The 12,050-nt window shown below is 57.4% G+C and carries 12 protein-coding genes; 9 read left to right on the top strand and 3 right to left on the bottom strand.

Translation table 11 applies throughout. From position 1 onward, the window contains the following. Nucleotides 1-144: 144 nt before the first annotated feature. Together fmt and JUK32_RS03855 are read left to right on the top strand one after the other, a co-directional pair. Nucleotides 145-1,137 (top strand): methionyl-tRNA formyltransferase, encoded by a 993-nt coding sequence (gene fmt, locus JUK32_RS03860; protein ID WP_204137533.1) that lies wholly within the window; start codon nt 145-147, stop codon nt 1,135-1,137. Nucleotides 1,138-1,267: 130 nt separating this feature from the next. Further along, on the top strand, nt 1,268-1,594 hold the full coding sequence (locus JUK32_RS03855; RefSeq protein WP_204137532.1) for a hypothetical protein: 327 nt from the start codon (nt 1,268-1,270) through the stop codon (nt 1,592-1,594). A 183-nt stretch (nt 1,595-1,777) separates the two neighbouring features. Here JUK32_RS03855 and JUK32_RS03850 read toward each other — a convergent pair whose 3' ends face one another. Further along, nucleotides 1,778-2,212 (bottom strand): 23S rRNA (pseudouridine(1915)-N(3))-methyltransferase RlmH, encoded by a 435-nt coding sequence (locus JUK32_RS03850; RefSeq protein WP_204137531.1) that lies wholly within the window; start codon nt 2,210-2,212, stop codon nt 1,778-1,780. A 180-nt stretch (nt 2,213-2,392) separates the two neighbouring features. Here JUK32_RS03850 and JUK32_RS03845 point away from each other — a divergent pair, with 180 nt between their 5' ends. Further along, nucleotides 2,393-2,605, top strand: a complete 213-nt coding sequence (locus JUK32_RS03845; RefSeq protein WP_204137530.1) for a hypothetical protein — start codon at nt 2,393-2,395, stop codon at nt 2,603-2,605. 10 nt (nt 2,606-2,615) lie between these two features. Here JUK32_RS03845 and JUK32_RS03840 read toward each other — a convergent pair whose 3' ends face one another. After that, entirely contained in the window at nt 2,616-3,338 is a 723-nt protein-coding gene (locus JUK32_RS03840; protein WP_204137529.1) for a polysaccharide deacetylase family protein, read from the bottom strand. Nucleotides 3,339-3,413: 75 nt separating this feature from the next. Here JUK32_RS03840 and JUK32_RS03835 point away from each other — a divergent pair, with 75 nt between their 5' ends. The 3 genes from JUK32_RS03835 to JUK32_RS03825 all read left to right on the top strand — a co-directional run bounded on the left by JUK32_RS03835 (nt 3,414) and on the right by JUK32_RS03825 (nt 5,356). Next, nucleotides 3,414-3,959, top strand: coding sequence for an NUDIX domain-containing protein (locus JUK32_RS03835; RefSeq protein ID WP_309224481.1), 546 nt, complete (start codon nt 3,414-3,416; stop codon nt 3,957-3,959). A 69-nt stretch (nt 3,960-4,028) separates the two neighbouring features. After that, nucleotides 4,029-4,517, top strand: coding sequence for a hypothetical protein (locus JUK32_RS03830; RefSeq protein WP_204137528.1), 489 nt, complete (start codon nt 4,029-4,031; stop codon nt 4,515-4,517). A gap of 2 nt (nt 4,518-4,519) precedes the next feature. After that, a complete protein-coding gene (locus tag JUK32_RS03825) occupies nt 4,520-5,356 on the top strand; it encodes a PHP domain-containing protein (RefSeq protein WP_204137527.1) in 837 nt (278 codons plus the stop codon). Between the two features lie 239 nt (nt 5,357-5,595). Here the strand turns inward: JUK32_RS03825 and JUK32_RS03820 are convergent, their stop codons facing one another. Further along, the gene (locus JUK32_RS03820) at nt 5,596-6,006 is read right to left on the bottom strand and encodes a CAAD domain-containing protein (RefSeq protein WP_204137526.1); all 411 of its coding nucleotides are present in this window, start codon (nt 6,004-6,006) and stop codon (nt 5,596-5,598) included. A gap of 337 nt (nt 6,007-6,343) precedes the next feature. Between JUK32_RS03820 and hflX the strand changes: the two genes are divergently transcribed. The 3 genes from hflX (at nt 6,344) to JUK32_RS03805 (ending at nt 10,548) form a co-directional block, all read left to right on the top strand. Beyond that, nucleotides 6,344-8,008, top strand: coding sequence for a GTPase HflX (gene hflX, locus JUK32_RS03815; RefSeq protein ID WP_239112300.1), 1,665 nt, complete (start codon nt 6,344-6,346; stop codon nt 8,006-8,008). 355 nt (nt 8,009-8,363) lie between these two features. Continuing rightward, nucleotides 8,364-9,107 carry a cytochrome c biogenesis protein CcdA gene (locus tag JUK32_RS03810; RefSeq protein WP_204137525.1) on the top strand — a complete coding sequence of 248 codons (744 nt, stop codon included), beginning with the start codon at nt 8,364-8,366 and terminating at the stop codon, nt 9,105-9,107. Between the two features lie 46 nt (nt 9,108-9,153). Further along, on the top strand, nt 9,154-10,548 hold the full coding sequence (locus JUK32_RS03805; RefSeq protein ID WP_239112299.1) for a cytochrome c biogenesis protein: 1,395 nt from the start codon (nt 9,154-9,156) through the stop codon (nt 10,546-10,548). Nucleotides 10,549-12,050: the final 1,502 nt, after the last annotated feature.

Here is a 12,050-nt window from a genome sequence, read left to right as displayed (position 1 = left end):
TCAACTCTCGATACTGGTAGGTTGAGCGAAGTCGAAACCGGATTGAACGGGTACTTTATTTAGTTGCAGATCCCTTATACTCATCCACTCTGCCACCCTCACACCCCTCCACCCACCCACTCCCTCACCCACCCACTCCTCTCCATGCGTATTGTCTTTTTCGGCACCCCCCAATTCGCTGTCCCGAGTTTAGAGGCGCTGATCGCCCATCCCGATTTTGACGTGGTGGCTGTGGTGACCCAACCGGATAAGCGGCGGGGCCGAGGCAAGCAAGTGATGCCGTCTCCGGTGAAACAAGTCGCGATCGCGGCCAACATCCCCGTCTGGCAGCCCCGACGCCTTAAAAAAGATACCGAAACCCTGGACCGACTGGCGACCCTCAATGCCGATGCCTTCGTGGTGGTGGCTTACGGCCAAATCTTGTCCACCCAAATTCTCACCATGCCGCGCCTGGGCTGTGTGAATGCCCACGGCTCACTGTTGCCCAAATATCGTGGGGCCGCTCCGATTCAGTGGTGTCTTTATCACGGGGAAACCGAAACCGGCATTGACACGATGCAGATGGATGCGGGCATGGACACTGGCCCCATTTTGTTGGAAGGCAAACGGGCCATTGGTCTGCTAGACAACGCCCTCGACCTGGCGAAAGATCTGGCCGCCATGAGTGCTGAGCTACTGCCTGCCACCCTGAAGCAACTGGAGGCCGGGACGCTGATACCACAGCCTCAAAATGACGCGGCAGCGACTAATGCCCCCCTGATCCAAAAAGCCGATTATCAACTGGACTGGGCAAGACCCGCGATCGCCCTCCATAACCAAATTCGCGGCTTTTATCCCAATTGCGTCACCCGCTTTCGCGACAAAGAGATGAAAGTTGAGGCCACAGTGCCTTTGGGCGATGCTTATTGGGAGCAGTTACCAGAAGACTTGCAGGCATTGCGATCGCACCTCCCCTCGCGACCGACCGACAACGAGCCGGGCACCGTGGTGGCGATCGCCAAAAACTGGGGGCCGATCATCCAAACCGGGGCGGGCTGGCTACTGTTGCGGACAGTCAAACCCAGCGGCAAAAAGGCTCAGTCTGGCTGGGATTTTGCGAATGGCAATCGACTAGAAGCGGGGGAACAGCTGAGCTGAGGCTAATTGTGTTACGAAATATTGCCAATCTTTGCTGTTTCCATCGCTAGCGCCTGAACTGAGGCGTTTTGACAGCCATGGCCCCATTCTGAGGCTAGCTTGAAGAGAGGCGGCAAATGGGGGATCAACCATGGCTGAGTTCGGAGATATCTTTTTTCGGGCCAATTATCGATGTCGACAACGGGCGTATCAGCGCTGGCACCAAGGGCAGCGCAAACGGCAAATCTTGCGATCGCAAATCGGCTTTGCCGAAATGTCCGCGTCTCGTCCGGCGGCTTGTGTCGGGTGTGCCCATTACCACGGTCACGCCTACGGCACCCAAAAAGACCAGCGCCTTCCCCTCATCTGCGCCATTCATCCCTACGGTTGGCAATCCGGTGCCGCCTGTCCCGACTGGCATGAAGGTTCAGCGATCGCCGAGGCCAGGCCGTTAAGCAACCAGAATTTCGCGCTCTAACCCCTGGCCGGTTCACGGTTGCCCAGGAATTGTTCAGTCATATTGCTAGCGGCTGAGCGGTGCGGGCATCTGACAACGCCAGCAGCGCTTTGTCGCCAGAGGGTCACGTTTGAACTGTGAACTTTGCCGCTTGAATTTTGCGATCGTCGGTGCCCACGCTAGGCGACGCTAAGTTGGAGGACATTACTTGTGATAGCTGCTGCCTTGCAGAATGGCTTTGGCGCGATACAGTTGCTCTAGCAGCAGCAGCCGCGCGATCTCATGGGGAAACGTCATGGGCGACAGACTCAGCAGGCCCTCAGCCGACTGTTTCACCGCTGGGCTCAGCCCTTCGGCGCTGCCGATCGCAAACACTAAGCTCCCCGACTCGGCCCGACTGATGAGCTGCGCAAATTTGACCGAGTCGTAGCATTGGCCTTCTTCCGTCAGGGCAATTAGGCGATCGCGGTCTTTCACCTGGGTGAGCATCTGATCGCTTTCTTTGGCGGGGTGAGAGTCCTTGAGCTCAACGATGTCCAATTCCGGCAAGCGCTGACGATACACCTCCAGCCCTTCACGAATCCAGCCCTTCTTGACTTTGCCCACTGCGAGCAGCTTGACCTTGGGAAAACCTGACATCCGCAACCCACATCACGACACCTGTCAGATGATACTGGCCGTCACTGTCATCACTCAACGCCCCAGGTCTTTGCCCCCATTTGTCCGCAACTGTCTGCAACTGTCCGCAACTGTCCGCAACTGCTGCTAGCGCGCCAGTACCGCTACGACTAGGCCGGAGTGATTGAGGGTGCATGGTATATGAGCGCAGAAGTGAAGGTTCTGAACAACGGCCATGTGACGCTGATCGAAGCCCTTCGACAGACTCAGGGCCAACGTTGTTCGCCTTTCAGGGAATCGGGGGTTCTGGAAACGGAGTCGGTATTAGCCGTCAAGGAGAGGAGAGAAGCGGTGTCGAGGCTGATGGCAAACGCCAGTTTTCAATCAGTTTTCAATTTTATAGATGTGCTTTAGCCAGCTGAGGTTACTCCTCAACGGCGTACCAAAGATCGCTGAGGGTGGTGACCCGATAACCCTGCGATCGCAACCGGGGCAAAATTAACCGCAGGGCTTGCGCTGTATTTTTCGACCGCTCTACCGAGCCACCGTGCAGTAGCAAAATGGCTCCGGGAAACACATGCTGCGCCACATAGCCAGCGGTGAACTTGGGATCGGCAGTGGCGGTCATGGTATCCAGCGGCAGCATGGAGGCGAGGGCAAAGTACGGCTCATAGCCGGGGGCCTGGCGAATGACTTGATGCATGTGGGGCGTGTAAAACGCCCGTCCGGGACGATACCAGCGGATGGGCGAGTCGGGCACTTGCTCAATTAAGCGATCGTGAGTGTGGTGAAAATGCGCTGCAAAGGCCAGACGGGACTGCAACGCGGGCCAGGTATCGACTAAGCCATGATTGGCCAGCTCATGCCCCTGGGCCACCATGTCGGGCAGCAGGTCATAGTCCCGATTCAGATGGTTGCCAATAATGAAAAACGTGGCACAGACGTTCTCAGTGGGATCCGATAGACTCTGATTGTGTTCGGCGATCGCGTCTAAGATCCACCGGGTCGAGCAGGGGGCTAATTCCCCTGGAATGGGCACATCATCAATGGTCAGAGCCACCCAGGGCGCTTGAGTGGCTTTGTAAAACACCGCATCGGGGAAGGCCCAGGCCAGGTTGGCGATCGTTTTTTGGGGCAGGTGGGTCATGGCGTGAGCGTGCCGCACTGAACGGTGGCGATGACTCTAGGGCAAGGGGGAGCCAGGGGCCACTCTCTAACTATTGTGTCTCGAAGCGCGATCGCCCCCCGGCAGGATGATGAATTTCCCGACGTTGCTGCCAAGTTAGTTGCCATGGTTAAACAAAGTGCTGGGCTATTAATGTATCGTCATCTGGCCGCCCTGGAAGTGCTGCTGGTACATCCGGGTGGCCCCTTTTGGAAAAAGCGTGACGCGGGCATTTGGACCATTCCCAAAGGCCTGGTGGAAGGGGACGAAGATTTGTTTTACACCGCCTGTCGTGAGTTCACGGAAGAGACGGGGCTGACGCCGCACCCCCCCTTTTTAGAATTGCCAGAAATTCGTCAGTCCAGCAAACGGGTCAAAGCCTGGGCCTTCGCGGGCGACTGCGATCCCACCCAGGTGCGCAGCAATACCTTCACGATGGAATGGCCCCCCAAGTCGGGCAAACTGCAAGCGTTTCCCGAAGTCGATCGCGCCGACTGGTTTACCGTTGAACGGGCGCGTCACTACTTGCTCAAAGCTCAACTACCGCTGCTGACCAGTCTCTGTGCCCAACTCGATGACCGCTTCCCTGTCCCCAAAGCTTAATCAAATGCGTAAAGGTCACGGGCTGGCAGCTTTATCGATAAGCTAAAGAGAGTTTGTTTGTTTAACCCGATGCTGAAGTTCGAGACTCCCCAAGCGCGCCACCTCGCCGATCAGCTCATGCAGCCAGCCCTCATTCGCATCATCGACAATATCCGCAAGCAGTTGGAGGACTCCGATTGGCGCGGTACCTATCAAGAGACGCAAATTTGGCCGGAAGGCACGTCGGCAGCGATCCTGCAACGGTTTAAGGAACTGCAATCGCAACTGAGTCAAGCCACCCCGGAGGCAGCAGAGGCCATGCGCGCCGAGCTGGCCCAACTTCCCCAGCCGTTTCCGGGCTATGAGCTGCACCTCACCAAAGCGGCGCAAACGCGGGTGGTCGATGTTTGGCATCTCTGTTATTGCGTCTGTTTTCAGGCGTATCCGGTTTCTGAGGGGCCAGTGCGGGTAGATGATTCGATCATCGATCGCGAGCTGAATGATGTGGATTGGCTGGTGCTGGATCAGAAAGCCAAGGCCATTGTGGACGAGGTGTTTAGTCAACTGGGAGCGGCCTAATCATGCTGGAACTGCATTGTCACACCACCTGCTCCGACGGCACCCTGACCCCAGAGGCGCTGGTGCAGGCAGCGATCGCCGCTGGAGTCAAGGCGATGGCCATTACCGACCACGACACTTTGGCGGGCTGTGAGCGGGCGATCGCGGCGGCGGGCAATCAGCTAGAAATTGTGCCGGGGGTGGAGCTCAGCACGGTGCATCGGGAGCGATCGCTGCACATTTTGGGCTTTTATCCCGACCACGCCAAGCTGGAGCCACCACTGCAAGATCGGATTGCGGGGCGCAGGCGACGAACCCAAGCCATGGCCGATAAATTGGCCGCTTTGGGTTTCCCGATCATCTTGCCAGACATGCCCGGGGATCTGGCTCCAGGTCGCCCCCATGTGGCCCAAGCCTTGGTGCAGGCAGGCTACGTCACCCATGCCCAAGAGGCGTTCACCCGGTGGCTGGGCGAGGGCGGCCCCGCCTACGTGTCCTATGACCCGTTTCCCGCGACGGCTGGCATTCGCCTATTACGAGAGTGCGGGGCGGTGCCGGTGTGGGCGCATCCCTACCTCTTTCGCGGGGGCACGGTTGCCACGGTGCTACCGGAGCTAGTCGCTGCGGGGTTAATGGGGGTCGAGGTCTATCATCCCAGCCACAGCCCGAGTGATGAGCGGAAGTTAGAGGAATTGTGCGATCGCTACGATTTGCTCATGACTGGCGGCAGCGATTACCACGGCCCCACGAGCGACAAAAATAAAACCGGCGTCTCCCTCAATGGCAAACAGGTGCCCCTGTCACTATTGCCCCCCCTGAAAGCCGCCGCCGCGCAGTTGAAAACAGCCGCGATCGCCTAAGGCATGAGGATCAAATCACAGCCAAATTGTTAGGGCAGGCATCTTGCCTGCCTGGGGACAGCTCCCAACTGATTCCATGCTCATGCTTAAGCGCGATCGCGCACACAACAAAAGCCCTGCCGACCATGACGATGGCTGGCAGGGCTTCATAGTTGCGGGTTCAGCGCTCTGTGGATCATTCATGAGGGCTCACCGAGCCGCTAAAGCACGTCATTGAGCCGGGGCGGGCAGCCGAGGGTCTAACCGTTTTTACCCAACACCTGATCTTTGAGCGCAGTGAAGTTCTCCGTGAGTTCTTGGCGATTGACATCCTTCAGCAAAAAGCGGTAAACAAACCAACTGCTGTAGCCCAAACCGACCAGCTCAAACGTGGGAGCCAGCAACGGCACCTCGTTGATCGCGCTCAAAATTGCCAGCAACAGCTTGACAGAGATAAACGCCGCCAAAATGAGCCCAACGGTGACTAGCGGGCGCTTATATTCTTTGAAAAAGTCTGTGACGTAATCGGGCAGGTTGGCCAACAAACCAGACACCTTATCTAGGATTTGCTGCAACTGCTGATTGACCTCGCCGTCGTTTGGGGTCTCGGTATGCGCTGCGGTGTCGGGCACCTCAGCAACGTTGGTCTCAGAATTGATATCTGTGCTCATATGAATACAGGGTTATTCCCCGGAATGACGTCTTATAGGATAGTGACCCTCCAGCTATTGAACTCAAAAAGTAACTTTTTGGTACATCGTAGTGAGGGTTTCAGCGATCGCCACACAGCGATAGCAGATTTATAGTCTGAAACCGTTCAAATTTCAAACCCTTCCCCAAAGAAATCTATCTTTAGCGAGGGCGCGACTCGGGGCAGCGTCGGGATCGGGTGCATCGCTCCGTGACTCGTCCGGGGTGGCAGCCATCGCCTCGCGAAAAAATCGACTAGGATAATTTCTAACCGATTTTTCTGGAGGGTAAGGCCCCATCGAGACCATCCACGGCAACCTGCGCGGTTTGAAACCGAACCAGCTTAAGCAACTGCAACGGCTGTATCACCAGCGGCTACCGGGCGATCGCTTCACGACTCCGGAGTTCGCGCAGCGATTGGCGGCCATTAGTACCGACCTGGGGCAACCCCTGTGTGTTTACCTCAATCGTCGGGGGCAAGTGATTCGGGTCGGGGTTGGCACCCCGCAGCAAACCCGCATCCCCCCGGTAGAACTGCCGCGCTATGGGGCCGAGCGCCTCTGTGGTATTCGCTGCATTGCCACCCGGCTCAAGCACGAACCGCCAAGCACCAGCGATCTCACCGCCATGGCGATGCAGCGGCTGGATTCGCTCGTGGCGGTGACCTTATCGGGCGATGGCTTTGAACGTCGCGGCGGCGGCGCTACGGGCTACGTCAACGAGGTGTACCTGGCGCATTTGGTACCCCACCCCGAGGCGCGGTGGACGGTGTCTGATCCCATGTCATTGGATACCATCGCCCAACAGGATTTTGTCTCGCTAACCGACGCCCTGGAAGAAGAATTTCGCCGCGTGTTTGTGGCGCAACAGGTCGACGCGGATCACGATCGCGTCATCGTCGTCGGCCTGATCACGGGCAATGTCAGCAAAGTGCAGTTTCGCTATGGCTTGATGGAAGTGCAGCGCCTGGTTGAAACGGCGGGGGGCGAAGTTTTGGCCATGCTGCACCAGCGGCGCGATCGCCCCCATCCCCAAACCGTACTCGGGGCGGGCAAAGTGCAGGAGATCGCCTTGGAAGCCCAAACCCTGGGCGCGACCCTGGTGGTGTTCGATCGCGATTTGTCCCCGGCGCAAGTCCGCAATCTGGAAGCCCAAATGGGCGTCCGCGTCGTTGATCGCACCGAAGTCATTTTGGATATTTTTGCCCAGCGGGCGCGCACTGGGGCAGGTAAGTTGCAGGTCGAACTCGCTCAACTGGAATATCAGTTGCCCCGCCTGACCGGACGCGGTCAGACCATGTCGCGACTGGGCGGCGGCATCGGCACCCGGGGGCCTGGTGAAACCAAATTGGAGACGGAACGACGGGCGATTCAGCGACGCATTTCGCGACTCCAGCGCGAGGTGAATCAACTGCAAGCCCACCGCGATCGCCTCCGCCAGCGGCGGCAGCGCAGCGATATCCCCTCCATTGCCGTGGTGGGCTACACCAACGCCGGTAAATCGACCCTGCTCAATGCCCTCACCCATTCCGAGATTTACGCCGCTGACCAACTCTTTGCCACCCTCGACCCCACCACCCGACGGCTCAGCGTGCTCGACAGTGACACTCAGGAGCAAACCCAACTGGTACTGACAGACACCGTGGGTTTCATCCGCGACTTGCCCGAGTCCCTGGTGGATGCCTTTCGCGCCACGTTGGAAGAAGTGACCGAAGCCGACGCCCTGCTGCATGTGGTGGATTTGTCCCATCCGGCCTGGCAGAGCCAAATTCGTTCCGTCATGCGCATTTTGGGGGACATGCCCGTGACTCCTGGCCCGATTCTGCTGGCGTTTAACAAGCTGGATCAAGTGGACAGTGACGCCTTAGCGATCGCCAAAGAAGAATTTCCCAATGCGATATTTGTCTCCGCCCAAGACCGCATTGGTCTGGAAACCCTCCGAAAACAACTCATCGAACTCGCGAGTTACGCCCTCTGTCAGTAACGCTGGATGCGGCCCGCCATCACCACAGTCAAGTGGCAGACGCCCAACCCTCTGGTGGCAAAGGGACGGTGCCCTCTGTGCCTAGGGGACGGGTCCCTTGGATGAGTCCTGACAGTCTCGGTTGTTCCAGTAGGGACCCGTCCCCTTTCAATCCTTTCCCTCGGATGAGTCCTGATAGTTTCGGTCGAGCCAGCAGGGACCCGTCCCCTGACCAGCTGCCTGCAATCCGGCAATGCCACCGTCAAACTCGACGCCCATCCGTTTCCCGCGCTCGATAGAATGGAGGGTGGAACTGCTGGGCCATGCGCCTGCGAAGCGACCAGATTCACGCCCGCCCCAACCTTCACCCATCTCTATGTTAGAAACGCTTCAAACCTCGCTCTACGAAGTCAGCCAGTACGCCAACTCCCTGGTGGCTGATCAACTCACCAGCATTTCCCTGGTCAGCATTGGGGTGGTGTGGCTAGCCGGACTGCTCACCAGTCTGACCCCATGCACCCTCTCGATGCTGCCGATCATGGTGGGCTACATGGGCGGCTACGAAGCCGAAAATCGCGGGCAAGCGATCGCCCAAGCCTCCTGGTTTGCCCTCGGTTTGGCGACGACCCTCGCGGCGCTGGGCCTCGTGGCGGGCGCGGTGGGGCGAGTGTACGGCCAGGTAGGCGTCGGGCTGCCCATCATCGTCAGCGTCCTCGCCATTCTCATGGGGCTGAATTTGCTGGAAGCGCTACCCCTCCCCATGCCCAGCTTGGGCAATGTGGACGTGATGAATCAGGGTTTCCCCCTGGCGGTGAAGAGTTACCTGCTGGGCTTGACCTTTGGCCTGGTGGCATCCCCTTGCAGTACCCCCGTGCTGGCGACCCTGCTGGCGTGGATTTCCACGACCGGGGATCCGGTTCTGGGGGCGGCGCTGCTGCTGGCCTACACCGTGGGCTACGTGTCGCCGCTGGTGATTGCTGGCACCTTTACCGCCACGATCAAAAAGCTCCTGGCGCTGCGTCGTTGGTCGGGCTGGATCACGCCCGCTAGCGGCATCTTGCTGGTGGGCTTTGGGGTCTTTTCCCTGCTGATTCGCTTTGCCCCCAATCAACTGGTGTAACTTTCCCCTCGCTCTGCCCCCTATCCATCTCAGCTAATCCCCCTGCATGGCTTTTTCTTCCAATCCGATGACCACCGTGAACCGTTGGCTACAGCGCTACTTTAAGCGCGAGCTGCTGCCACTGCTGGCGGATTTACGCCTGGCGATCGCCCTCCTCCTGGTGATTGCGGTGACCAGCATTACGGGCACTGTGATCGAACAAGGTGAATCGCTAGCGTTTTACCAAACCAACTATCCCTCTGATCCAGCGCTGTTTGGGTTCCTCGACTGGCGGGTCATCCTGGTGTCGGGCCTTGACCACGTGTACCGCACCTGGTGGTATCTGGCGATTTTGATTGTGTTTGGGGCCAGCTTGACCGCCTGCACCTTTACCCGGCAGATCACGGCGCTGCGCTGGTTTTCGCGCCCATGGAACTTTTACAGTCAACCGCGCCAATTCAATAAACTGGCGCTGAGTGGCGAATTGACGCAGGGCAACCTGGAAGCCATTTCACCCCTGCTAGAAAAACGGGGGTACAAGGTCTTTACCCGCGATCGCACCCTCTATGCCCAGAAAGGGGTAGCGGGTCGCATCGGCCCCATCGTCGTCCATGCCAGCATGTTGATTATTCTCGCGGGCGCGATTTACGGGTCGATGACGGGCTTCTTTGCCCAAGAGATTGTGCCCAGTGGCCAGGTCTTTCAAATTCGCAATATTTTTGACGCGGGGCCGTGGGCCGAGGCCCAAGTGCCTAAAGACTGGGCCGTACGGGTTAACGACTTTTGGATTGACTATACCCCGGAGGGCGTGATTGACCAGTTTTACTCTGACCTCTCGGTGATTAATGAGGACGGGGAAGAACTCGCGCAAAAGACCATCCATGTGAACGAACCGCTGCGCTACAAAGGGGTCACGCTCTATCAGGCGGACTGGGGCATTGCGGCGGTTCAGGTGAAACTCAACAACAGTCCGGTGTTGGAGATTCCCATGGGGCAGTTACCGACGGAGGGCAAATCGCGAATTTGGGGCACGTTGGTGCCGACGAAGCCCGACATGAGCGAGAGTGTGTCGCTGCTAGCGACGGATTTGCAGGGCACGCTGCTGGTTTATGACACGGCTGGTCAGCTCGTGGCCACCGTGCGCAAGGGCATGGCCACCGAAGTGAACGGCATTCAACTCTCGATCGTCGATATCATCGGCAGCACGGGTCTGCAAATCAAGGCTGATCCGGGTATTCCCTGGGTTTACCTAGGGTTTGGCCTGCTGATGGTGGGCGTGTTGATGAGCTACATTTCCCATTCGCAAGTTTGGGCGCTAGAGGCGGATGACAAGTTTTTTGTGGGGGGCCGCACCAATCGCGCCCAAGTCACCTTTGAGCGCGAACTGTTGCAGATCATGGAGGCGATCGAACCGACGACGAGTGCCGCAGACGCCCCAGCAACCAGCGCGATCGCGCCCTAGCCCTGGCAACCTCAATCCTGTGACTCTGGCACTTGGGAGATCGCCGCCCGCGATCAACGTGTCATCGCTGGGGCGAACCAAAAAATCGCGGTATTCAGTATCCGAAGTGAAACAGGTTATCGCTGTTAGATTTCCTGCAGTCCCCGGTTAGATTTCTGGCGTTGCTCAATTTGGGGATGCATTAAGCCGGGATGGGTACCTCCCCAAACTTGAGATCGCGAATCAATAGTCGAATTAGTGGACGGTGTCTACCAGAAACAGGTAAGGGTGCCTAAAGAGGAGCTAGAAGCTTACGAACAGCAGTGACAAAGCTCTGAGCATTTACCGAAGTGGAATATCCCGGTTGTCCCAAATTCACTGGGGCCTGATTTATTTGCGCCTCTCTTACGGCTAGGGTTTGAGGGGGTTGAGCCCGCGATCGCTCACCATCGTTTTCGGCAATGTTGCATGGCCAGCGGTCGGGATACGACGCCCGGATGGGCGATCGCGATGGGGCGATCGGTGCATGTGAGGACACTCTGGGGAATCAGTCGGTTCAAGGCGCAAACCCTGCGTGAGTTTACCGAAAAACTGCCCTCGCTGATAGTAACTGCACTCTCGAAAATGAACTTTGGTTGCAGTCTGAAAGATTTGATCCCCAGGGGGTTACTCTAATAACAAGAAGCGATACGCTTCGATTTCAAATGACCGTTCAGTCCACGTTAAATAGGAGGTTTGATATCGATTTAACGTCTGATGCGTCATCACAGGCAACAGCATCCAATCAGGTTTTTGATATTTCCTCTGTTTAGTCGCAGGGAGCCAGGTCGTTGGTAGAACGGGGCATGAAGTCACCGAGACGATGATCGAGGCCGCTCCATATAGACTCAATGAATGAAGGGAGATCACTCAAAGGAACCGCTCTGGGTGCTGTTGTCGTTTTAAATCACGTTATTATTTGAAGTCTGATTATTCTTGGATCGGATTTTTCTGGAAATCTCGATATTTATCCACTGGAAGTATGATTTTATCTGGTTTTGGGCGTGCTCTTCTATGACTCACAGCCAGGAAAAACGCTAACTATTGCTGACCAGCATTTCAGGGTGTGTTGAAGATGATGGCCGCGCCAGAGTTCACACACCAAGCGGAAATAAAGCCCCCTTGATGACCTGTCGTTAAGGGGGCTGGAAGTTGTGGATGTTAGGGAGCCGGTGCGGACCGGGGGTGAGTGGCGGGTGGCCAAGGCATCGACGATCTGAGTTTGGGGGTGCGGTAAGTCGCGTCTCGACCTGCCGCACACAGTTCATCGAACCGGTGGAGATAGCGCACCATCTCGGGCTTGAGGGGGCGAGCCATTACGCTACGGCACCTTTCTCCAGGTTTTCCTGACGCAACTCATCGAAATCAATCACGCTTTTCTCCAAGTCCTCTTCCCGGAGAGCATCGAAGTCAATGGCGACGACTTCGTAGACGGCACCTTTATCTAAGTTCTCCTCGCGCAGCGCATCGAAGTCAATCGCGCC

The organism is Halomicronema sp. CCY15110 (genome assembly GCF_016888165.1).
GTDB lineage: Bacteria > Cyanobacteriota > Cyanobacteriia > Phormidesmidales > Phormidesmidaceae > Halomicronema.
Note: the sequence above shows the minus strand (reverse complement) of the source record. Positions and strands in the feature narration are given on the sequence as shown.